Origin of the sequence: Erwinia oleae (assembly GCF_000770305.1) — a bacterium.
Classification (GTDB): Bacteria; Pseudomonadota; Gammaproteobacteria; order Enterobacterales; family Enterobacteriaceae; genus Erwinia; species Erwinia oleae.
On the sequence record NZ_JNVB01000012.1, the window covers coordinates 23,084 to 45,875 of the forward strand.

The 22,792-nt window shown below is 55.3% G+C and carries 24 protein-coding genes; 11 read left to right on the top strand and 13 right to left on the bottom strand.

Annotated features, from left to right (window positions below):
• Nucleotides 1–21: 21 nt before the first annotated feature.
• Entirely contained in the window at nt 22–1,320 is a 1,299-nt protein-coding gene (locus GS12_RS05780) for a D-amino acid dehydrogenase (protein WP_034944864.1), read from the bottom strand.
• Nucleotides 1,321–1,838: 518 nt separating this feature from the next.
• On the opposite strand from GS12_RS05780, the gene GS12_RS05785 reads away from it, so the two are divergent.
• Nucleotides 1,839–3,374, top strand: a complete 1,536-nt coding sequence (locus GS12_RS05785) for a SpoVR family protein (RefSeq protein WP_034915252.1) — start codon at nt 1,839–1,841, stop codon at nt 3,372–3,374.
• A 32-nt stretch (nt 3,375–3,406) separates the two neighbouring features.
• Here the strand turns inward: GS12_RS05785 and fadR are convergent, their stop codons facing one another.
• Nucleotides 3,407–4,126 carry a fatty acid metabolism transcriptional regulator FadR gene (gene fadR, locus GS12_RS05790; RefSeq protein ID WP_034915253.1) on the bottom strand — a complete coding sequence of 240 codons (720 nt, stop codon included), beginning with the start codon at nt 4,124–4,126 and terminating at the stop codon, nt 3,407–3,409.
• 272 nt (nt 4,127–4,398) lie between these two features.
• Here fadR and dsbB point away from each other — a divergent pair, with 272 nt between their 5' ends.
• Entirely contained in the window at nt 4,399–4,929 is a 531-nt protein-coding gene (gene dsbB, locus GS12_RS05795) for a disulfide bond formation protein DsbB (protein ID WP_034915254.1), read from the top strand.
• Between the two features lie 125 nt (nt 4,930–5,054).
• Entirely contained in the window at nt 5,055–5,228 is a 174-nt protein-coding gene (locus GS12_RS24590; protein ID WP_160279907.1) for a hypothetical protein, read from the top strand.
• 39 nt (nt 5,229–5,267) lie between these two features.
• On the opposite strand, the gene GS12_RS05800 is transcribed toward GS12_RS24590, so the two are convergent.
• The 4 genes from GS12_RS05800 to GS12_RS05815 all read right to left on the bottom strand — a co-directional run bounded on the left by GS12_RS05800 (nt 5,268) and on the right by GS12_RS05815 (nt 7,889).
• Nucleotides 5,268–5,705 (bottom strand): YcgN family cysteine cluster protein, encoded by a 438-nt coding sequence (locus GS12_RS05800; protein WP_034915256.1) that lies wholly within the window; start codon nt 5,703–5,705, stop codon nt 5,268–5,270.
• A gap of 63 nt (nt 5,706–5,768) precedes the next feature.
• Nucleotides 5,769–6,428 (bottom strand): fumarylacetoacetate hydrolase family protein, encoded by a 660-nt coding sequence (locus GS12_RS05805; RefSeq protein WP_034915259.1) that lies wholly within the window; start codon nt 6,426–6,428, stop codon nt 5,769–5,771.
• Nucleotides 6,429–6,472: 44 nt separating this feature from the next.
• Nucleotides 6,473–7,525 (bottom strand): lytic murein transglycosylase, encoded by a 1,053-nt coding sequence (locus GS12_RS05810; protein ID WP_034915262.1) that lies wholly within the window; start codon nt 7,523–7,525, stop codon nt 6,473–6,475.
• 85 nt (nt 7,526–7,610) lie between these two features.
• Entirely contained in the window at nt 7,611–7,889 is a 279-nt protein-coding gene (locus tag GS12_RS05815) for a YcgL domain-containing protein (RefSeq protein ID WP_034915266.1), read from the bottom strand.
• 156 nt (nt 7,890–8,045) lie between these two features.
• On the opposite strand from GS12_RS05815, the gene minC reads away from it, so the two are divergent.
• Genes minC through minE form a run of 3 tightly spaced genes read left to right on the top strand, consistent with a single transcriptional unit; the run spans nt 8,046 to nt 9,862 of the window.
• On the top strand, nt 8,046–8,735 hold the full coding sequence (minC, locus tag GS12_RS05820; protein WP_034915268.1) for a septum site-determining protein MinC: 690 nt from the start codon (nt 8,046–8,048) through the stop codon (nt 8,733–8,735).
• A gap of 41 nt (nt 8,736–8,776) precedes the next feature.
• Nucleotides 8,777–9,589: a septum site-determining protein MinD gene (gene minD / locus GS12_RS05825; RefSeq protein ID WP_034944798.1), complete on the top strand. Its 813-nt coding sequence runs from the start codon at nt 8,777–8,779 to the stop codon at nt 9,587–9,589.
• Nucleotides 9,590–9,592: 3 nt separating this feature from the next.
• The gene (gene minE, locus GS12_RS05830) at nt 9,593–9,862 is read left to right on the top strand and encodes a cell division topological specificity factor MinE (RefSeq protein WP_034915272.1); all 270 of its coding nucleotides are present in this window, start codon (nt 9,593–9,595) and stop codon (nt 9,860–9,862) included.
• Nucleotides 9,863–9,919: 57 nt separating this feature from the next.
• On the opposite strand, the gene rnd is transcribed toward minE, so the two are convergent.
• The 6 genes from rnd to GS12_RS05860 form a co-directional block, all read right to left on the bottom strand.
• Nucleotides 9,920–11,029: a ribonuclease D gene (gene rnd, locus GS12_RS05835; RefSeq protein ID WP_034944867.1), complete on the bottom strand. Its 1,110-nt coding sequence runs from the start codon at nt 11,027–11,029 to the stop codon at nt 9,920–9,922.
• Between the two features lie 110 nt (nt 11,030–11,139).
• Complete coding sequence (gene fadD / locus GS12_RS05840; RefSeq protein ID WP_152601359.1) at nt 11,140–12,822, bottom strand: long-chain-fatty-acid--CoA ligase FadD; 1,683 nt, start codon at nt 12,820–12,822, stop codon at nt 11,140–11,142.
• Nucleotides 12,823–13,031: 209 nt separating this feature from the next.
• Complete coding sequence (locus GS12_RS05845) at nt 13,032–13,628, bottom strand: Slp family lipoprotein (RefSeq protein WP_034915280.1); 597 nt, start codon at nt 13,626–13,628, stop codon at nt 13,032–13,034.
• Between the two features lie 59 nt (nt 13,629–13,687).
• On the bottom strand, nt 13,688–14,389 hold the full coding sequence (tsaB, locus tag GS12_RS05850; protein ID WP_034944804.1) for a tRNA (adenosine(37)-N6)-threonylcarbamoyltransferase complex dimerization subunit type 1 TsaB: 702 nt from the start codon (nt 14,387–14,389) through the stop codon (nt 13,688–13,690).
• Nucleotides 14,390–14,446: 57 nt separating this feature from the next.
• Complete coding sequence (locus GS12_RS05855) at nt 14,447–16,357, bottom strand: ATP-dependent DNA helicase (RefSeq protein WP_034915284.1); 1,911 nt, start codon at nt 16,355–16,357, stop codon at nt 14,447–14,449.
• Nucleotides 16,358–16,432: 75 nt separating this feature from the next.
• The gene (locus tag GS12_RS05860; RefSeq protein ID WP_034944807.1) at nt 16,433–16,759 is read right to left on the bottom strand and encodes a hypothetical protein; all 327 of its coding nucleotides are present in this window, start codon (nt 16,757–16,759) and stop codon (nt 16,433–16,435) included.
• 159 nt (nt 16,760–16,918) lie between these two features.
• On the opposite strand from GS12_RS05860, the gene GS12_RS05865 reads away from it, so the two are divergent.
• Nucleotides 16,919–17,263 carry a RidA family protein gene (locus tag GS12_RS05865; protein WP_034915290.1) on the top strand — a complete coding sequence of 115 codons (345 nt, stop codon included), beginning with the start codon at nt 16,919–16,921 and terminating at the stop codon, nt 17,261–17,263.
• Nucleotides 17,264–17,304: 41 nt separating this feature from the next.
• Here the strand turns inward: GS12_RS05865 and GS12_RS05870 are convergent, their stop codons facing one another.
• A complete protein-coding gene (locus GS12_RS05870; RefSeq protein ID WP_034915293.1) occupies nt 17,305–17,490 on the bottom strand; it encodes a YoaH family protein in 186 nt (61 codons plus the stop codon).
• 104 nt (nt 17,491–17,594) lie between these two features.
• On the opposite strand from GS12_RS05870, the gene pabB reads away from it, so the two are divergent.
• From pabB to GS12_RS05890, 4 genes are all read left to right on the top strand, one after another.
• On the top strand, nt 17,595–18,956 hold the full coding sequence (pabB, locus tag GS12_RS05875; RefSeq protein WP_034944810.1) for an aminodeoxychorismate synthase component 1: 1,362 nt from the start codon (nt 17,595–17,597) through the stop codon (nt 18,954–18,956).
• A complete protein-coding gene (locus GS12_RS05880; protein ID WP_034915298.1) occupies nt 18,949–19,521 on the top strand; it encodes a CoA pyrophosphatase in 573 nt (190 codons plus the stop codon). The genes pabB and GS12_RS05880 overlap by 8 nt, the downstream gene beginning before the upstream one ends.
• A 175-nt stretch (nt 19,522–19,696) precedes the next feature.
• The gene (locus GS12_RS05885) at nt 19,697–21,061 is read left to right on the top strand and encodes an L-serine ammonia-lyase (protein WP_034944813.1); all 1,365 of its coding nucleotides are present in this window, start codon (nt 19,697–19,699) and stop codon (nt 21,059–21,061) included.
• Nucleotides 21,062–21,205: 144 nt separating this feature from the next.
• On the top strand, nt 21,206–22,768 hold the full coding sequence (locus tag GS12_RS05890) for an EAL domain-containing protein (RefSeq protein WP_034944816.1): 1,563 nt from the start codon (nt 21,206–21,208) through the stop codon (nt 22,766–22,768).
• Nucleotides 22,769–22,792 lie beyond the last annotated feature (24 nt).

Sequence of the window (22,792 nt, forward strand, 5' to 3'; positions counted from 1 at the left end):
TGATTTGAAATGCAGGGACGTTTAGCGGCTGGCGCCGTACAGCGTATGACCAGTCGTTGGCCAGGTTCCCGGCAGGTAACGCATTACCGACAGATCGTCTGCGGCAATGGCGGGTTTACGTCCGGAAATGATATCAGAAAGTAGCTGACCCGATCCGCACGCCATCGTCCAACCGAGCGTTCCATGACCGGTATTCAGAAAAAGATTATTCAGCGGCGTGCGGCCAACGATTGGCGTGCCGTCCGGCGTCATCGGGCGTAGTCCGGTCCAGAAGGTTGCCTGTGCCGTGTGTCCGCCGCCGGGGAAGAGATCGTTAACCACCATTTCCAGCGTTTCGCGTCGTGCAGGCAGCAGATCGGTGTTATAGCCGACAATTTCCGCCATGCCGCCAACGCGAATGCGGTCGTCAAAACGCGTGATGGCAATTTTATAGCTTTCATCCAGTACGGTAGAAACCGGCGCCGCCTGGGCGTTGTTAATCGGAATAGTTAACGAATAGCCTTTCAGCGGATAGACCGGAATTTTCACCAGGGGCTTCAGCAGCGAAGTGGAAAACGATCCGAGCGCCACCACAAAGGCGTCGGCCGTGACCCCCTCTGCGCCACACTGCACGCCAACGATACGGTTACCTTCCTGCAACAGCGCGTCAACAGGCGTATTAAAACGAAAGGTAACGCCTGCGGACTTCGCCATCTCCGCCAGACGTCCGGTAAAGAGCTGGCAGTCGCCGGTTTCATCGTTAGGTAAACGCAGACCGCCGGTCAGCTTATGGCGCGTCGCAGCGAGCGCGGGTTCGGCGATGGCTAACTGCTCCGCTTCCAGCAGTTCATACGGCACGCCTGCCTCTTTCAGCACCGCAATATCTTTGGCAGCATTTTCATATTGTTGCGCAGTGCGAAACACCTGAAGCGTTCCGCCCTGCCGACCTTCATAAGCGATGCCGGTTTCCTGGCGCAGTAACTTCAGGCAGTCACGGCTGTACTCGGCAATACGCACCATGCGGCTTTTATTTTGCTGATAGTGCGCCATGTCGCAGTTACGCACCATCTGCCACATCCACTCAAGCTGAAAGCGGCTGCCGTCAGGTCGGATCGCCAGCGGCGCATGACGCTGAAAAAGCCATTTGATCGCCTTCAGCGGCACGCCGGGCGCGGCCCATGGCGCGGCGTAACCGGGTGAGATCTGCCCGGCGTTTGCCGCACTGGTTTCCAGTGCCACGTCGGGCTGCCGGTCAATAACCGTCACCTCGTGCCCCGCCCGAGACAAATACCAGGCGCTGGCGACGCCAACCACGCCACTACCCAAAATGACAACTCGCATAATGCTCCACCGATTTTGCAACAGAGAGATAAACTGCCTGAAAGCGGCATCATTAGATGAAAAGACTACCGCAAAACGATCGTTACCGCATGGGTACATTTCACATCTTTTTAACCAAAAAAAAGAATAAAGAACATACCCGGCATGCAGTTTGCCATTTAATATCGCTTTCAGGCGTTATAAAGCAGTTAATCTCATTAAAAAAGCCAATGATGCCTTTGCTCAGCACAATATTATCGGGCCATAGCTTTCACTTATAAACAGGATCATCTGCTGTAAACAAAAGTAAAACCAATATATTAAATCATTAAAAAAACAAATTACTTACCACACTCTGTTTCCTGCCAAATATATCCATTGTATTCGCCGAAAGAATCAGAGAGAGTGAACTATCATTAGCTTATTGGCTTCATTTCTGGCCTGCCGGCACGCGATGCTTCAGGTGGATCAGGATAAAACGGACGTTTTGCCGCTGCGCTATGCAGCGATGGAAACCGGTTTTATAAAAGAGGTGCGCTATGACAACTATCTTTGACGTTCCTGTCACTAACAGCAAACGACTCAGCGATGGGCCCGACTGGACCTTTGACCTGCTTGATGTTTACCTGGCGGAAATTGATCGTGTTGCCCGGCTCTATCGGCTTGATACCTACCCTCATCAGATTGAAGTGATTACTTCAGAGCAGATGATGGACGCCTACTCCAGCGTGGGCATGCCCATTAACTACGCCCACTGGTCTTTTGGTAAAAAATTCATTGAAACCGAGCAGCGCTACAAACACGGTCAGCAGGGTCTGGCGTATGAAATTGTTATTAATTCCAATCCCTGTATCGCCTACCTGATGGAAGAAAACACCATCACTATGCAGGCGCTGGTGATGGCGCATGCCTGCTACGGGCATAACTCCTTTTTTAAAAATAACTACCTGTTTCGTAGCTGGACAGACGCCAGCTCCATTGTCGATTACCTGATTTTTGCACGTAACTATATTTCCGAATGCGAAGAGCGCTACGGCATTGATGAGGTGGAGAAGCTGCTTGATTCATGCCATGCGCTGATGAATTACGGCGTCGATCGCTATAAGCGCCCGCAGAAAATTTCACTTCAGGAGGAGAAAGCACGGCAGAAAAGTCGTGAAGAGTACCTGCAAAGCCAGGTGAACACGCTGTGGCGTACCCTGCCACGTCGCGATCGCGAAGAGTCTCAGGTTGAGGCCGCGCGTTACCCCTCTGAACCACAGGAAAATCTGCTCTACTTCATGGAGAAGAACGCGCCGCTGCTGGAGCCGTGGCAGCGGGAAATCCTGCGTATTGTGCGCAAGGTCAGCCAGTATTTCTATCCACAAAAGCAGACGCAGGTAATGAATGAAGGCTGGGCGACGTTCTGGCACTACACCATCCTCAATCACCTTTATGATGAAGGCAAGGTGTCCGAGCGTTTCATGCTTGAATTCCTGCACAGCCATACAAACGTGATTTTCCAGCCGCCGTACAACAGCCAGTGGTACAACGGCATCAATCCTTATGCGTTGGGTTTTGCCATGTTCCAGGACATCAAACGCATTTGCGAAGCGCCGACGGAGGAAGATCGCTACTGGTTCCCGGATATTGCCGGCAGCAACTGGCTTGATACGCTGCATTTCGCCATGCGTGAATTTAAAGATGAGAGCTTTATCAGCCAGTTTTTATCACCGAAAGTCATGCGTGATTTCCGCCTGTTTACGGTGATGGATGACGATCGAAATAACTATCTGGAAATCGCCGCTATTCATGATGAAGCGGGCTATCGGGCCATCCGTCAGCAGCTTTCGGCGCAGTACAATCTCAGTAACCTTGAGCCGAATATTCAGGTTTATGATGTCAATCTGCGCGGCGATCGCTCACTGACGCTGCGTTATGTGCCGCACAATCGGGCACCGCTGGATAAAACGCGAAGGGAAGTGTTGAAGCACGTACATCGTCTCTGGGGCTTTGACGTGCATCTGGAGCAGCAAAATGACGATGGCACCACGGAAATACTCGATCGCTGCCCGCCACGCACCTCAACGCTGTAAATATCAGGCCGGTTCTTCAGAACCGGCTTTTTTTATCGGCGCTGCGGCGTCAGTTCGGTGGGCATACTGTTCTGCATTGCGTGCCACAGTTCACCGCTGCGGCGGCCATAGTCACGCACCGCGTCAACGATTTTGTCGAAGTGGCGATCGTGCAGTATCACCAACAGCTGTTGGTAAAAATCTGCCGCCAGCTTGCGCGCTTCCGGATTGGAAAAATAGTGACGGCCGACGCGCGTATACAGGCCTTTCAGGCCGTTCAGGATCAGTCCGTAAATAGGATTGCCGGAAGCAAATGCCAGTCCGCGGAAAATGTTGTAGTCCAGCTCGGTAAACGCTTCTGCGCCGTCTTCCACGCTTTTCGCCATCTCCAGCACTTCTTTTGCTTTCTCCGGATGGATGCGGATCGCGCGGCGAATAAAAATCGACGAAATATTGGTGCGCACCGACAGCAGATTATCAATGAGCTGCGGTACGCTGTCGTGATCCAGGCGCGCCAGCGTTTCCAGAATATTGAGGCCGGAGGTTTCCCAAAAATTATTCACCCGCGTTGGTTTGCCGTGCTGAATCGTCAGCCAGCCATCGCGCGCCAGGCGCTGGAGCACTTCGCGCAGCGTGGTGCGGGTCACGCCGATCAGCTCTGAGAGCTCACGCTCTGCCGGAAGGATGGAACCTGGTGGAAAACGGCTGTTCCAGATACTTTCAATAATGTATTCTTCAGCGAATCCCGCTGGGCTCTGCGCCTTGATGACCATAGCGTTTTGTTTCCATTGCTTCAGGACGACAAAAAATTGAGCTCATCATACCAGACGCCCTGAACATCACCTAGACCGCCAGCGCGCTAAAAAGTGGTCAAGGCCGCAAATCACGCAAATGTAAACGCACGTCTGACTGGTTTTTGATGACGCAGATTATTCACACTTTCTTTTATCTGGGTCATGGTCGCCGCTAAATTTTCTTTTCATGACTGGCACGCATCCACTTTTCGTTTACACTGCCGTTTCGAAAGCTGTTACATGGATTGATTATGTTGAGATATCTGAATACCTGTTCCCGCGGTCGCGGCGCGTGGCTGCTGCTGGCGCTGACGGCGTTTGCACTGGAAATGGTCGCGCTGTGGTTTCAGCACGTGATGTTGTTGAAGCCCTGCGTATTGTGCATTTACGAGCGCTGCGCGCTGTTTGGCGTGATGGGCGCGGGCGTGGTCGGTGCGATTGCGCCCAGAACGCCGCTGCGCTGGGTCGCCATAGCGATCTGGTTATACAGCGCCTGGGAGGGACTGCGTCTGTCGTGGGAGCACACTATGATCCAGCTTCATCCCAATCCATTCGTCACCTGCGACTTTGCGGCGCGCTTTCCAACATGGCTGCCGCTGGACAAGTGGCTGCCTGCGGTGTTCGTCGCCAGCGGCGACTGCGCAGAAAAGCAGTGGTCTCTGTTTACGCTTGAGATGCCACAGTGGCTGGTGGGCATCTTTGCCGCTTATCTGCTGGTGGCCGCGCTGGTGCTTATCGCTCAGGCCTTCCGCCCGAAGCGGCGCGATCTCTTCTCACGCTGACGCCTGTTTCTGGCCCGCTCCGGCGGGCCTTTTTACATCATTCCCCTTAAAAAACGTAAGCCATTTGAAAGACCTGGCGCAGCCAACTACGCTTTAAGGACTCCGATGCCACAAAAAGGAATACCATGAAACATATTGCGTTAGCGCTGGTTCTGGCTTTCTCTTCTGCCGCCCTCACCGGCTGCGCTTACTGGGGAAATAACAACGACACGCACAGTCCGCCACCGGCACCGCCCGGCGGTCAGCAGCCTCCTGGCGCGCCGGGCGGCAGCGGTCCTGTTGGACAGCCGCAATCCTGATGAGATAAAACCGCACCTCAAAAGAGCGTGCGGTTTTTTTTAATACGGGCGATTAATGATGTGATCTTCCCAGTCGCGCACTTCGCTTTCGCGAACGGCGATATGACGGACCGAAATGCGTTCGGCGTGCATGGCAGATTTGGAACCGGCGCGCAACGGATGCCATGCGGGCAGGTTTTTCCCTTCCGCCAGCAGGCGATAGGCGCAGGTGGGCGGCAGCCAGGAAAATGTTGGCAGGTTTTCGCGGGTCAGCTTGATACAGTCTTCTTCGTATTCGAAGCGGCGTTCATAGTTGCGGCACTGACAGGTTTTCAGATTCAGCTGGTTACAGGCGACATTGGTGAAGTAGATTTCATCCGTGTCCGCATCCTGTAACTTGTTCAGACAGCACTGTCCGCATCCATCACAAAGGGATTCCCATTCCTCATCGCTCATCTGCTCCAGCGTTTTTTGTTGCCAGAAAGGGGTCTCGGTCATGTTCGCGTCCTGATTGAATAAAAGCCCGCACCTTATAAACAGTTCGGGCTTCAGATGCAAGTTTTACAGCACGCGCGTGGCAATGCCGTGGCCGCCCAGTGAGGCTTCCAGTTTGTCGCCTGAGTTCATCGGGCCGACGCCTTCAGGCGTACCGGTCAGAATGACATCACCGGCGCGCAGGGTGAAAAAGCGGCTCATATAGGCAATCAGCGGCAGAATTTTATGGATCATATCGCTGGTATTGCCCTGCTGCCGAACTTCGCCGTTCACCAGTAATTTTAGCTCAACGTCCTGCGGATCGGCATTGAATTCCCCCACCGGGATAAAGCCGGACAGCGGACAGGAGTTATCAAAACCTTTGGCTTTTTCCCATGGCTGCCCCGCTTTTTTAAAGCCCGCCTGCATATCGCGCAGCGTGAGATCGAGCGCAATGCCGTAACCGGCAATCGCTTTTGCCACATGCTCTTCGGAAGCCTGCTTCAGCGTTGAACCAATCAGTACCGCCAGTTCAATTTCATGATGTACGGCGCCAAAACCTTTCGGAATGGACAGCGGCTGGCGGATATCGCAAATCGCCGTTTCCGGCTTGATAAAAATAACCGGCTCATCCGGCGTTGCGCTGCCCATCTCTTTAATGTGTTTTGCATAGTTGCTGCCCACGCAAACCACTTTACTTACCGGGTAATCTAGCAGTGCGCCCTGCCAGTTGTGATGTTGATACATATTCTTCCCCTGACTGTGTTGATGGAAACGACCCGTGATGGTCGTTACTGCGAGATCGCATCGGCCATCATGCCGATACTGAGAGCAAAATAGGTTGAGCGGTTCCAGTGCATAATAGTGCGGAAATTGTCATACACCAGAAACGCTTTTCCGGGCGCGTCGTCCGGGGTGATGATCCAGGCGCGCTGGGCGTTATCCGGCAGCGAGGCATCGCTGGTGAAACGCACGCCCAGTCGCTGCCACTCGCCGACGCTTTTGGCCTGAGAATCTTTCAACCCTGCCATTTCCGGCACGAAATCAAGCGGCAGAATAGCCTCTCTGCCCCAGCTCTGCCCGGCTTTCCAGCCCTCTTTCGACAGATAGTTGGCGGTGGAGGCGAACACGTCATCTGTACTGTTCCAGATATCAATTTTGCCGTCGCCATCGCCGTCTGCGCCGTAGCGCACGAATGAACTGGGCATAAACTGGCTTTGTCCCATTGCGCCAGCCCACGAGCCTTTCAGTTCGTCAGCGGTGATATGCTGCTGCTGGACAATCCGGAGCGCAGCGTAAAGCTCTTTGGTGAAAAACGCCTCGCGGCGGCCTTCGAAAGCGAGGGTAGCGAGTGCCGAAACGATATCTTCTTTGCCCTGGATTTTACCGAAGTTACTCTCCATGGCCCACAGCGCCACAATGTACTGCGGCTGCACGCCGTAACGCTGGCTGACCGGCTCAAGCTGCGCGCGATAATTTTGCAGGTTTTCCCGTCCCTGCTGCACTTTTGCTTCCGGCATGACGCGCGCCAGATAGTCGCTCAGGGTGATTTTTTTCTCGGGCTGATTACGATCGGACGCAATGACATGGTCAACAAAGTGGACATTAGCAAAGGCGACCGCAAGCGTTGATTCATCGATGCCCTGCTGGCGCGCCTGCGCTTTCAGTTTTTCCACATAAGCCGGGAATTCAGCCGGATCGCGCCCTTCGCTGGCCAGCGTGGTTTTCTCAGGCGGCGTAAGAAAAGCGCCGCTGCTTTGCGATGCGGGCGCCGCATGGTTTTTGCCGGCGCATCCGGTCAGCGCGACGGTAAGAATAAAGGTCGTGAGAAAGGTCAGTTTCATGCGTTCATCCTTTTCAGGTGAGCGCCGCCGCATATATATCTCTGCGCGTGCATTCGGCGACGATAAAATAGCGTGCAGATGTCTCTTAATTACTATTTTTTACCTGGTCGAGATGGCTTTTAAGCAGGCTTTCAACCGGTGGCGGCATTTGCAGGTAATACCCCTCTTCTTTAAGGGCATTTTTTACCTTACTCAACTCCGCGTTAACTAACCGCTTACTGCCGTCAAGCGGCAGCAGCATAGCCAGCTGTGGCCTGCCAAACCCTTTCAACAGCGCCTCGGGCACGCGGGAAAAATCGTCTTTTTTTTCGACGTAGAGATAAGTCTGGTCGCGTAGGGGACTTCTGTAGATCACACAAAACATATATTTAACCCGAAATTACCTGGAAGGTGACTTGCCTGAATATAACAGTAACTATAACATGCTTGCTGAACTTCGGAATATTGTCCTGCCGCGGTAAATGTCGGTAACACAGACATAATTTAGTCGGGACAGAGATTACAGGACTGGGCCGGGCAAATGCCACAAACGCCAATCGAGTTAAAAGGCAGCAGTTTTACGCTGTCAGTTGTTCATTTGCACCACGCCGATCCTGATGTGGTACATCAGGCGCTTCAGGATAAGATCAATCAGGCGCCCGCCTTTCTGAAAAACGCTCCTGTGGTGTTGAATATCGCTTCATTAACGCGCGATGTCGACTGGCCGCGTATGCAGCACGCCATTGACTCAACCGGTCTGCACATCGTTGGCGTGAGCGGGTGTAAAGATGATGTGCTGAAGCGCACGGTGATCCGTGCGGGCCTGCCTGTTCTGTCTTCGGGTAGAGATCAGAAAAGCAGCGTTGAGCCAGCGCCTGCTCAACCGGTGGCGACGCCGGCGGCAAAAACCCGCGTGATTGATACGCCGGTGCGTTCAGGCCAGCAAATCTACGCGAAAAACAGCGATCTTATCGTCACCAACAGCGTCAGCGCCGGGGCGGAACTGATTGCTGATGGCAACATCCATATTTACGGCATGATGCGCGGCCGCGCCCTGGCCGGCGCCAGCGGCGACGCAGACTGCCAGATTTTTTGTACCAGCTTGTCAGCAGAATTGGTTTCGATAGCCGGACAGTACTGGATTATGGATCAGATCCCTGCTGAATTTTTCGCAAAAGCGTCGCGTCTTTATCTGAAAGACGGCGCATTGACGATACAGACACTGAATTAAGCCGGGCTCACGAGCCTTTCTATTTCTAAGGAAATCCTTATATGGCACGCATTATTGTTGTTACTTCGGGTAAAGGAGGCGTTGGCAAGACCACGTCCAGCGCGGCCATCGCTACCGGTTTAGCCCAGAAAGGTAAGAAAACCGTAGTGATCGACTTCGATATTGGCCTGCGTAATCTTGATTTGATCATGGGCTGTGAGCGCCGCGTCGTCTACGATTTTGTTAACGTAATTCAGGGCGATGCCACGCTCAATCAGGCATTAATCAAAGACAAGCGTACTGAAAACCTCTTCATTCTCCCTGCCTCGCAAACGCGCGATAAAGATGCGCTTACCCGTGAAGGCGTGGAAAAAGTATTGAACGATCTGGGTGAGATGGCTTTCGATTTTATCGTTTGTGATTCGCCGGCGGGGATTGAAACCGGCGCGCTGATGGCGCTCTATTTTGCTGATGAAGCGATTATTACCACCAACCCGGAAGTCTCCTCCGTTCGTGACTCCGACCGCATTCTGGGCATTCTTTCTTCAAAATCGCGCCGTGCGGAAAACGGCCAGGACCCGATAAAAGAGCATCTGCTGCTGACCCGCTACAATCCCGGCCGCGTAAATCGTGGCGATATGCTGAGCATGGAAGACGTGTTGGAGATCCTGCGCATTCCTCTGGCGGGTGTGATTCCTGAAGATCAGTCGGTACTGCGCGCGTCCAACCAGGGCGAGCCGGTTATTCTGGATCTCAGCTCCGATGCGGGTAAAGCCTATGCCGATACGGTAGACCGTATACTCGGCGAGGATCGTCCCTTCCGCTTCATTGAAGAAGAGAAGAAGGGTTTTCTGAAACGCCTGTTTGGGGGATAAGACATGGCCTTACTCGACTTCTTTTTATCCCGTAAAAAGAGCACAGCCAATATTGCCAAGGAACGGCTGCAAATCATCGTTGCGGAGCGCAGACGGGGTGACAGCGAACCTCATTACCTGCCGCAGCTGAAAAGGGACATTCTGGAAGTCATCTGTAAATACGTGAAGATCGATCCTGAGATGCTGAGCGTTAAGCTTGATCAGAAAGATGATGATATCTCGATTCTGGAACTGAACGTAACCTTGCCAGAGACGGACGAAACGCCAAAATGATCGTCTGCCGCCGCTGAATTTCCCCTGCCTTCGCAGGGGAAATCATCAGCATGCGGTTCAGATCGTGTTAAGCACGTCACTGATACCCGAGTGAAGTAGCTCCCCACGCCAGCCATCAATCAGTTCCGGCGTGGTGCTGCGGGGTTTTATATTCCAGTGCCAGTTTAATAGCTGATTAATCTGCCGACGGGAAGCCAGTAATTCCTGACTGACGCCATGCCGCTCCGCTGCGCTGGCAACCACCGCCTTCAGCGCTTTGAAAGCGTTTTTATACTCGGGATGATCGATCAGATTCCGCAGCGGCTCCGGCAGTTCACTCTCATCAAGCGCATTGGCCTGCTCAACCCTGTTGACCAACTCTCTGCCGTGGAAGCGGATCTCCTGCCCGTTCAGCCCTAACTGATCCAGCTCTGCCAGTGAACCCGGCATAAAACGCGCCACCTTCCACAAATTTTCTTCGCGTACGACAAAATTTACCGCCATGTCTTTTTCACGCGCCAGCGTCAGTCGCCATTCCGCCAGCAGCTTCAGCGCAGCCAGCTGTCGCGGCCGTAGCTGCCATGCGTTGGTAATGTCGCGCCAGGCTTCAGACGGCGCGACCACCGTGCGGCGACGCTGACACAGCAGCGCGCACTCATTCAGTGCGGCGGCGAGTTTGCCGCTCTCTTCCGCTTCCGCCATCAGTTTGTGGGCAACAGGCAGCAGATAGTAAACGTCTGCTGCCGCGTACTCACACTGGCGTTCGGTCAGCGCACGCGCCAGCCAGTCGGTGCGGGACTCGCTTTTATCCAGCGCAATACCGGTAAATGACGCCACAATGGTTGCAAAACCACAGGAGAGCGGGCGTCCGGTAAAGGCCGCGAGGATCTGTGTATCAATCATCGGCGTTGGCATCACGCCATATTCATGCAGAAAAACTTCCAGATCTTCGCTACCGGCGTGCAGAAATTTTATAACCTGCTCATCCAGCAGCAGCGCGCGAAAAGGCGCCCAGTCGGTAATGGGCAACGGATCGATCAGCGCGATGTTTTCGCCGTCATAAAGCTGGATCAACCCCAGTTGAGGATAATAGGTACGGGTACGCACAAATTCGGTATCCAGCGCCAGCGCAGAAAACGTACGCGCGCGCAGGCACAGCTCAGCCAGCGCCTCGTTGGTGGTTATCATGGTGTAATTCAAAAAAAATCCTCTTACCGCAACAAAAAAACCGTTTCGGTGACAATAAAAACGCCGGGGTCACCGGCGCTCTGAAAAAAGTTGCAGGCAGTATACCGTGTTCAGGGGCTCCTGGTCGCATTGGTTGCCTCGTCACGGAGTTCGCGACGCAGGATTTTGCCCACGTTAGTTTTCGGCAGATCTTCGCGAAATTCAACTATTTTCGGCACTTTGTAGCCTGTAAGATGCTTTTTACAATGGGCTGTCAGCTCTTCTTTGGTGAGCGACGGATCTTTTCTGACCACGCACGCCTTTACCGTTTCCCCGGCAATATCATCAGGCACGCCGATGGCGGCCGCTTCCCGCACTTTCGGGTGCATCATCAGCACGTCTTCGATTTCGTTGGGGTAAACGTTAAAACCGGAGACCAGGATCATATCTTTTTTACGATCGACAATGCGAATAAAGCCTTCGCTATCCACGGTGACAATGTCACCGCTGTGCAGCCAGCCATCTTGCAGTACTTCAGCCGTCGCGTCCGGTCGCTGCCAGTAGCCGCGCATCACCTGCGGGCCTTTAATGCACAGTTCGCCAGGTTCGCCCTCGCCGACCTCATTTCCTGCGTCATCCACCAGCCGGATATCCGTTGACGGCACCGGCAGGCCAATGCTGCCGCTGTGGTAGCGAATATCATAGGGGTTGACTGAAACCAGCGGCGCGCATTCGGTCAGGCCGTAGCCCTCCAGCAGATAGTGGCCGGTGAGTTTTTCCCAGCGTTCCGCCACGGCCTTATGTACCGCCATGCCGCCGCCTGCCGATAAACTGAGGCTCGAGAAGTCCAGTTTGTTGAACTCGCTGTCGTTCAGCAGCGCATTAAAAAGTGTATTGACGCCGGTAATGGCGGTGAAGCGGACTTTACTCAGCTCTTTCACCAGGCCCGGAATATCACGAGGATTCGTAATCAGCAGGTTGGTGCCGCCAAGATCGATAAACAGCAGGCAGTTCACCGTCAGCGCAAAAATATGATAAAGCGGCAGCGCCGTCACCACAGTTTCTTTGCCTTCCTTGAGCAGCGAGCCGTAGGTGGCTTTGGTTTGCTCAAGATTGGCCTGCATGTTGCGGTGGCTGAGCATCGCGCCTTTCGCCACGCCCGTGGTACCGCCGGTATATTGCAGGAAAGCGAGATCGTCATTGGTGGTCTCAGGCCGCACGTACTGCATGCGGTAACCTTTTTGTAGCGCGCTGCGAAACGAAATGGCACCCGGCAGATGGTATTTCGGCACCAGACGCTTGATGTACTTTACGACAAAATTAATCAATGTTCCTTTGGCGGGAGAGAGCTGGTCGCCAAGGCGCGTCAGCATCACATGCTTCACCTGCGTTTTCGCCACCACTTTTTCCAGCGTATGGGCAAAATTGGAGACGATCACAATGGCGCTTGCGCCGCTGTCGTTGAGCTGATGCTCCAGCTCACGCGGGGTATAAAGGGGATTGACGTTTACCACCACCATCCCCGCGCGCAGAATGCCGAATAGCGCAATCGGGTACTGCAACAGATTCGGCATCATCAGCGCAACGCGATCGCCTGCTTTCAGACCCAGCCCTTCCTGGAGCCAGGCGGCGAATGCCCGGCTGCGCTCTTCCAGTTTGCGATAGGTCATGGCCTGACCCATATTGATGAACGCCGGGCGATCCGCGTAGCGATGTGCTGCCAGCTCAAAGAGATCGATGAGCGATGTGTAGCGATCGGAACTGATCTCAGCCGGCACGTCGGCGGGATAACGGTTTAACCAAACCTTTTTCAAGGAAGCACCTCGGAAACTATTTATTGTTGTCATTGGCTTCACCCATCGCGTTTGTTAACATTATTTTAACTCAGCGTACCAGTTAAAAAATGCTGCCGTAGTAAGGTTGCGAAGCCCATCACTAAAAATCCCGTTCAACGGGTCGTGATAAAAAAAGACCCGGCGGCAGAGAAACAGCCGTCGGGTCATAAGCGCTATCGTCTGTCTGTTTATTCGGTCAGAATGGTCTGCACCTGCGCCGGCCCCTGATTGTAGAACCCGAACGGCGGCGGGCCCCAATAACCGCCGCGATGGCGCCCGTGTGGCGGGCCGTACCAAATCCACGGATCGAGCGGCTGCGGCGGCGAAACCAGCTGCTGCGTCATGTGCCAGCGCTGATAACCGGTCACGTTCACGGTGACAAAGTTATACGCTGCCTGGCCGATTTCCCCTTTCTCCGTGCCTTTAATCGGCCCGACCACAGTCACCATCTGATTAGTGAAGTCGATGGGATCGACAAAGCCGTTGATGTCCGCATAAATGCGGCCGATTGACGCGCTGCCAAGCACAGGCCGGGCGGTATCATCAAGCCGCATAGCGGCAATTTCCAGCCGCGTCATGCCGCTTTTATTACTGACCTTCACCACTTTGCCGCCAAAGCGAGACTCCTGCCCGACGTAGAGCTGCGGCGCGTTAAGCACCCGCGCCAGGTCCTGCTGAGGCATCTCCGAATGTCCTTTCACCGAATCCGGCACGCTGACGCAGCCGGACACCAGCGCAACGGCCAACAGCACCCGGCCCAACTGCAATATTGCTTTTTTACGCATAACCCACTCCATGAATACAGCCTGAAAATTAGACTTCGGGCACGGCGAATAGTTGCCTGCTATTCGCGACCGGGCAGTTTTTTCCAGGCGACCTCATTGCGCAGATAAGTGGGCTCGGCGTGTTCAACCGCAACGGCGCGATGTTGCTGAAGCGCCATCACGGCGAGCGGCAGCATATCCTCCGCATGCGGTAAGGCAATGTCGGTGGCGGTAAGCGTGAGGTGACTCTGCATGGCCAGCTGTGGCCAGGCTTGCCAGCCGGTGCCGACCGTAGCCCACTCACCGCCGAGCTGCGCCATTCGCTGCTGAGCCGCTTCCGGCGTCAGTACGGCTTCGCTGCTGTCACCCTGCCAGACGCCCTGCGCGTCGCGCTGATATTCCGCCCAGTAAACTTCCCCCATGCGCGCATCAATGGCGGCCAGCACCCGTTGCGCCCCGAGCGTGCGCCATGCGCCTTCAGCCATGGTTTGCAGCGTCGAGACGCCAATCATCGGTAAATCAGCACCCAGCGCCAGACCCTGTGCAATACCAATACCGATGCGCACGCCGGTAAAGCTGCCCGGCCCTTTTCCAAACGCCAGCGCGTTGAGATCGGTCAGCGTTGTTTGCCCTTCAGAAAGGATCGTCTGTACCATCGGAAGGATGCGCTGCGTGTGCTCACGGGCGCAAAGTTCGAAATGGGCCGTTATCTTTTCATCATTCAGCAGCGCCACCGAACAGGCTTCCGTGGCCGTATCAATAGCTAAAATTCGCGTCGACATACTCACCTCAGGCGGGAGAAAATTTTCGGCGCGCAGTATAGCATACTGCGCGCAAAATTACCGTTGCTTCTCAGGTTGAAGAAAGGCGACCGCCTGCGCAATATCCCGCGTGCGCGGCGTCGGCGGCAGGCTGTTAAGGAACACCGCGCCGTAAGGCCGCATCACCAGCCGGTTGTCGCAAATCACCAGCACGCCGCGATCGTCTGTATCGCGGATCAGCCGGCCCACGCCCTGTTTAAGCGTGATAACCGCGTCCGGGAGCTGCACCTCGTCAAACGGATCGCCGCCGCGTATCCGGCAATCCTCCATGCGCGCTTTTAACAGCGGATCGTCCGGCGAGGTGAACGGCAACTTATCAATGATCACCAGTGACAACACATCGCCGCGCACGTCCACGCCTTCCCAAAAGCTGCTGGTCGCCACCAACAGCGCATTACCGGCAGAAATGAACTGCTTCAGGAGCTGACCCTTGCTGGTTTCGCCCTGCAACAATACCGGCAAGGTCGTCATCGCCCGGAACTGTTCGGCAAGACCGCGCATCATCTGGTGTGAGGTACAGAGGAAAAAGCAGCGCCCGTTGTTGGCTTCAATCAGCGGCAGCAGCATACGCGCCATCTGCCGTGCGCCGCCGGGCTGATTCGGCGACGGCAGATTACGCGGCACGCAGAGCAGCGCCTGTCGGGCGAAATCAAACGGGCTGTTGAGTATCAGCGTATCGGCGTTGGTGACGCCAAGCCGCTCGACGAAGTGGGTCATCTGCTCGTTCACCGCCAGCGTTGCCGAGGTGAATATCCAGCTCGCCGGGCGCTCGTCCATTACCTCGCGGAAACGATCGGATACCGACAGCGGCGTGAACGCCAGCACAAAGTGGCGCGAGTTGCATTCGTACCAGTAGCTGAAGCCGGGCTGCGACACATCCTTCAGACGCTTGAGCCTGCCGCGATAGAGCGCGGCGCGTTCAAAAGCGGCATCCAGCAGCGCCGAGCGCCCCAGCGACATTTTCGCCACGTCATAACAAAGCTCAAGCGCATCATCCAACAGCGTCAACGAGCGCAGCACCTGCGCGTTGCTGAGCAGATCGCGCAGGTTGCCACGAAAACCCGGATCGCCCAGCGAAAGGCGAAAGTCCTGCGCGCTCTGCGCCAGACGGTCGGCAGACTTCTGTAGCTGCTGTGCGTCGCGGACTTCGGTGCGGTACGCGATTGAAATATCTTTTGCCAGATCGAGAAGCTGTTTGCTGGAGAGCTGCTGGCCGAAGTACTGGCTGGCGATATCCGGCACCTGATGCGCTTCGTCGAAAATCATCACGTCCGCATCCGGGATCAGCTCAGCAAAGCCGCTCTCTTTTACCACCATATCAGCGAGAAACAGGTGATGGTTCACCACAATAATGTCGGCATCCATCGCTTTTCGTCGCGCCTTCACCACAAAACAGTCCTGATAGAGCGGGCAGTCGCTGCCCAGACAGTTGTCATTGGTGCTGGTGACCAGCGGCCAGACCGGACTGTCCTCCGCCACGCCGCCGCAGGTGCTGATGTCGCCGTCAATGGTTTCAGACGACCAGCCGCGCAGATGGACCAGATCGCTCATCGCCTGCGCAGCCAGCTCTCCGCCCGCCATTGACTGCTGCTCAAGGCGCTCCAGACAAAGGTAATTCGAGCGCCCTTTCAGCAGGGCCAGCGCACCTTTGTACTTCAACGCGCGGGCGACGGTGGGAAGATCCCGGCTGTAGAGCTGATCCTGAAGCGCTTTAGAACCGGTGGAAATAATCACCTTTTTGCCGGAACGCAGCGCGGGCGCCAGATACGCGTAGGTTTTACCCGTTCCGGTTCCCGCCTCAACCACCAGTTCACGCTTATTGGCGATAGCATTCGTGACTGCCTCAGCCATTTGACGCTGGGGTTCGCGCGGCCTGAAGCCCGGAATGGCCTGCGCCAGCGCGCCCTCTGCTGCAAAATCGTCCGCCACACGCCCTCACCGTTTTTTAAAAAAAAGTACTGTAATTATGTCAGTATTTGCCTGGTTTGTATAAGCCCGCGTTCGTTACATACAGGATCGCGCAGAGGCTATCCAGCGATCGCGCGGGTCCTTCGATGCGGTATATATTTTGACGTCCGCGCCGCCGTCGCTGGCCATCTCAATGGTTGCAACGGAATCAACAGCGCCCGACGCGGTAATCCGGTAACCCTTTGCACCCGCCACGCTGGCAGATGCCGGGTTCAGTGCCAGCCACTGAGGCGCGAGGCATTTGTTAAATTCATAGGCCGACTTTATCGAGTGCGCGGCATAGCCGGGCGCTTCCTTCTCCGGCCCGGCTGATGAACAGCCCGTCAGTGCCACAACAATAAGGATGAGAAGCTGCTTTTTCATGAGTCACCTGCCGGAAAAAAGTGGATTCCCTCAGATATAAGGGCGGCGCAAGCCAATGCCAACGGTCAATCTTGCGTGTTGTCATGCCATCCTTCAGATGACATCGCCCCCGGAAATATGCCAGGCTTGCGGCAAACCGATTACCCGTAAGGAAAAATAATGACCGTCGAACGTATCGATCCGGAACACCGCATGTCTGAAGCCGTCATTCATAACGACACGATTTATTACACCAGCGTACCTGAAAACCTGGATGAGGATGCCGAAGCGCAAACGACCAATGCGCTGGCGGTGATTGACAATATTCTCAGCCGTCTGGGTTCAGACAAAAGCCGCATTCTTGATGCAACGATTTTTCTGGTGCACAAAGAAGATTTTCAGGCGATGAATCGTGCCTGGGATGCCTGGGTTTCTCCCGGTAATGCGCCGGTTCGCTGCACGGTGCAGGCCGGCCTGATGAATCCGAAATATCGCGTCGAAATTAAAATCATCGCGGCAAAATAGGTGCGGGCGATGCCGCCCGCCCTGACCTCGTCGGCCCGGTATTACTCGTCGTCGTCTTCTTCTTCAAATCTGGCGGCGATCATGTCGCCGGTATGCGTTTCGCGGATCTCTGCGGCGACCAGTTGAATCGCCTGGCCGCTGCTCATCCCTTCGGACATGAGTTGATGAATGCGCTCAACGGCCTGCTGCTGCTGCTCGTGTGAAAGTGCCGGTAGACCTGTAATCATTTTCGCTCCTGTCTGGTGTTGACGCTGAACAAACGGATGCCTTCCGCGTTAAAATATGGCAGGCTTGCATCCTGTTGCGATCCGAAACTGCTGAATATCTGTCTATGCCGCCTGTTTTTTTTCCGCTCGACTACGCCCCTGACGCGCTCACTGAATATTTTTCCGCCGTGGCCGACAGGCCCTGGGCAATGCTGCTGCACTCCGGTTTTGCCGATCACAGCGACAATCGCTTTGACATCATGGTGGCCGATCCGCTTATCACGCTCACCACGCGAGGAACGTTAACGCACACGGTGCGCGGCAGCGCGGTGACCGTCAGCGAAGACGATCCGCTGCGTTTACTGTCGAAGGCGCTGGCGGAGAGCGGTTTAAAGGCCGCGCAGAACGCCGACTTCCCTTTTCAGGGCGGCGCGCTGGGCCTGTTTGGTTACGATCTTGGACGCCGTTTCGAAACGTTGCCTGCCTGTGCTGAGCCGGATATTACCACACCTGATTTGGCGGTGGGCATCTATGACTGGGCATTGATAGCGGATCATCATCGCCAGACTTTAACGCTGGTGACCCATCGCGATGCGCAGGCGCGTCTCGACTGGCTTGCCGCACAACGCTCCCCGGCCAGGACGCCCTTCCGGCTCGCCGGAGCATGGCAATCGAATATGACGCGAGAAGACTATGGCGAAAAATTCCGCCGCATTCAGGCCTGGCTTCGTGCAGGTGATTGCTACCAGGTCAACCTGGCCCAGCGTTTCAGCGTAGGCTATAGCGGCGACGAATGGCAGGCGTTCAGGGCGCTGAATGAACAAAACCGTGCGCCGTTCAGCGCTTTTCTGCGTCTGGAAGACAGCGCCATTCTCAGTCTCTCGCCTGAACGCTTTTTGAAGAAAGTGGATTCGGCGATTGAAACGCGTCCGATCAAGGGCACCCTTCCCCGCCTTGATGATGAGGAAGCGGATCGTCTTCAGGCGCAAAAACTGGCCAGTTCGCCAAAAGATCGGGCTGAAAACGTGATGATTGTCGATTTGATGCGTAATGATATGGGTCGGGTTGCCGTGCCGGGCAGCGTCCGCGTGCCGCAGCTTTTTGCCGTTGAGGCTTTCCCGGCGGTGCATCACCTGGTCAGTACCGTCACGGCTCGTCTCAGCGTCGGGCATGACGCCTGCGATTTGCTTCGCGCCTGTTTTCCCGGCGGATCGATTACCGGTGCGCCAAAGGTGCGCGCCATGGAGATTATCGACCAGCTCGAACCTCATCGCCGTAACGCCTGGTGCGGCAGCATCGGTTACATCAGCGCCTGCGGCACCATGGATACCAGTATCACTATCCGCACGCTGATCGCCGGGCAGGGATACCTTCACTGTTCAGCGGGCGGCGGCATCGTCGCCGACAGCATCGAACAGGCCGAATATCAGGAAACGTTTGATAAAGTTAACCGAATACTTCCCTGCCTGGATGCGTTTCATGAGTGAGTTTTCTCCGGTGCTGGCACAGTTTTTAAGCCGTTTTGTGCTGCAATGCCCCCAGCCGTCAACGTCGTCGCTGCCGCTGCGTCGCGCTGCGGTGCTGGTGCCGGTCGTCAATCGCGCCACGCCTTCACTGTTGCTGACCCGTCGTTCTTCAACGCTGCGCAAGCATGCGGGACAGGTGGCGTTTCCCGGCGGCATGATGGATGCCGGAGACGCCTCGCTGATTGCCACCGCGCTGCGTGAGGCGCAGGAAGAGGTCGCCATTCCGCCACACAGCGTGCGCGTGGTGGGCGTGCTGCCGCCGGTGACCAGCAGTACCGGATTCCAGGTGACGCCGGTGGTGGGCGTGGTGTCGGACAACGTTCGCTGGCACCCCAATGAGGACGAAGTAGAGTCCATATTTGAGATGCCCCTTGAGGAAGCGCTGCGCCTGGGCCGCTATCAGCCGCTGGATATCTATCGACGCGATCGCCATCATCGCGTCTGGCTCTCCTGGTATGAAGATTATTTTATCTGGGGAATGACCGCCGGCATTATTCGCGCGCTGAGTCTTCAGGTCGCTGAATAGCGCGCTGCGTCACACTGATATCATGCTTTTCCGCTATCCTTAACGTCTGTACAGCCATAAGTTTTTCGCACGTGGTCGATTAGTTTTTTTCATGCGGCAATCCCACGCAGGATGATTACTATGTGCGCCACGATACGATGATTTTTGGCCCCGGCAATCTTATAAGGAGCGCGATGTGATTAGCGTTTTTGACATGTTCAAGATCGGCATTGGCCCATCAAGCTCCCATACGGTTGGCCCGATGAAGGCCGGAAAGCTTTTTGTTGATGAACTGGTTAACAGTGGAAAACTGGCCGACGTTACGCGCATCGCCGTTGACGTTTATGGTTCGCTCTCGCTGACCGGCAAGGGTCACCATACCGATATCGCTGTTATTATGGGTCTCGCCGGCGCCTCGCCAGAGAACGTGGACATTGATGGCATTCCCGCTTTTATTCGTGATGTGGAGCAGCGTCAGCGGCTGCTGCTGGCAAACGGCGAACATGAGGTGGAATTTCCACGTGAAGGCGGCATGGTATTTCGTAGCGATAATCTTCCGCTGCATGAAAATGGCCTGCGCCTGCACGCCTTTGCCGATGAGACGCCGCTTTTCACTAAAGCTTACTACTCCATCGGCGGCGGATTTATTGTTGATGAAGAGCATTTCGGCCAGTCCACGCTTGACGACGTTGACGTCCCCTACCCGTTCAATTCTGCCAAAGAGATGCTGACGCACTGTCACGATACCGGTCTGTCGCTTTCCGGCATGGTGATGAAAAATGAGCTGGCACTGCACAGCAAAGCAGAGATTGAAAAGTACTTTAGCGACGTGTGGCAAAGCATGCGCGACTGTATCGATCGCGGGCTGAATACAGAGGGCGTGTTGCCTGGTCCTTTACGCGTCCCGCGACGTGCCTCGGCGCTTCGCCGCCTGCTGGTGTCATCGGATAAGCTTTCGAGCGATCCGATGAACGTGATTGACTGGGTAAATATGTTTGCGCTGGCGGTGAATGAAGAGAACGCCGCAGGCGGCCGCGTGGTAACGGCACCGACCAACGGCGCCTGCGGCATCGTGCCAGCGGTGCTGGCCTATTACGATCACTTTATCCAGTCGGTCAGCCCGGATATTTTCATTCGCTACTTTCTTGCCTCGGGCGCGGTGGGTATTCTCTATAAAATGAACGCCTCGATTTCTGGCGCAGAAGTCGGCTGCCAGGGTGAAGTGGGCGTGGCCTGTTCCATGGCCGCTGCCGGGCTGGCCGAGCTCCTTGGCGCCAGCCCGGAGCAGGTGTGCGTCGCCGCTGAAATTGGCATGGAGCATAACCTCGGTCTGACCTGCGATCCGGTTGCAGGACAGGTGCAGGTGCCCTGCATTGAGCGGAACGCCATTGCCGCAGTTAAAGCGATCAACGCCGCGCGTATGGCGCTTCGTCGTACCAGCGAGGCCCGGGTTTCGCTCGATAAGGTTATCGAAACCATGTATGAAACCGGTAAGGATATGAATGCCAAATATCGGGAAACTTCACGCGGCGGGCTGGCGATCAAGGTGCAGTGCGACTGATGTATTCCGATCGCGGCCTGGCCCGTTAAGACGCTGATTTATTAACCACTGTATTTCATGTTCACTCACTAAACTTACCGGGCAAACTGCCGATAACAGATATCCGGTCTTATGTGTGCGTGTCCGAGTAGAGGGTGGTTACTGATGCATATGTCCCATGAGGTTTTCGGACAGTTTCGCCGCAAGCGGTTATTCATCGCTGTGGTCGTTGCCGCATTGGTGCTCATCTTTACGCTTTTTGTTCGTTTCATGGAAGAGAAAAGTCGCATTGAGCAGCAGTCGAAAACATTTGCGGGCAATGCTATTCAGCGTTTTGACCGCCTGTTTTCTCCGCTGGATATTGCCGCCAATAACACGTTAGGGCTGGTGGGGCTGCCGTGCGAGCAGATACGTTCGCAACTGATTGAAAAGCTCGCCAGTTTACAAACCGTGCGGTCGATTATCGTGGTTGACCGCGACACTCTGTACTGCTCAAGCATCTTCGGCGACAGTCATACCTCCTTCAGTGCAACCTGGCCTGAACTGGCGGTGAACAACCAGCGCATGATACTCAGTACCGACGATCATTTGCTTAAAGGCTCGCCCATTCTGCTGCTGTGGACGCCAAACGATACCGATAATCGTGCCGGCATCATCCAGATTATCAATATCGAAATGATGAACAACTACCTGCTCGAACCCACGCTGCCGTGGGTTGAGCGTGCAATACTCAACGTGGGTGGTAAGAGCCTGGAATATGGCAATCCAATGATAGAAGCGGCGTTGCCCTCTGCGGATGAGGTCAGTTACAAGGCGGAGTCATTGCGCTATCCCTTCTCCATCACGCTGTTTGGTCCTGCCCCGGAGCGGCTGGCGCTGGAAAAACTGCCCTCGCAGCTGCCGCTGGCGCTCCTGCTGAGCCTGCTGCTGGGATATATTGTCTGGCTGGCCACCGCCAACCGTATGAGTCTCTCCTGGCAGATTGGCTACGGCATCACCGCGCGGGAATTTATGGTTTATTGCCAGCCGTTGATTAATTCCCGTACGGGAAACTGTAGCGGTATCGAACTGCTGCTGCGCTGGCACAATCCGCGCCACGGGTGGATATCGCCTGATCTCTTTATTCCGCTGGCGGAGCGGCAGAATATGATCGCGCCCCTGACGCGGTTTGTGCTCAGCGAAGTGGTGCGGCATCTGCCCGATCTGCCCGCCTGCACCTCTTTTCATATTGCGATCAACGTGGCGGCAAGCCAGTTTCATCAGCGGCAAATTATCAACGATCTGCAAAATCTCTGGTGGCCTGCCAGCCCGGTGCCGCAGTTGATCGTCGAACTGACCGAGCGGGATGCGCTGCCGGAAGTCGATCGTCAGGTGGTTTCACAGCTGCATCAGATTGGCGTGAAGCTGGCTATTGATGACTTCGGCACCGGCCATAGCTCGCTGTCTTACCTGAAGACGCTCAGTCCGGATGTGCTGAAAATCGATAAGGTGTTTACCGCCGCAATTGGCACCGACGCCATCAACGCGACGGTGACGGATATGGTGATTTCACTGGCGCAGCGGCTGAATATCAGTCTGGTAGCGGAAGGCGTCGAAACCGCTGAACAGGCGGCCTATCTGAAGGAAAGAGGTGTTGATGTGCTTCAGGGATATTACTATGCGCGGCCGATGCCGCTGGGCGATTTTCCCGTCTGGCTGAGCAGCCATAAGGTGAGACTCAGCGCCTGATGAAGCGTCTGCCACCAGACGGTG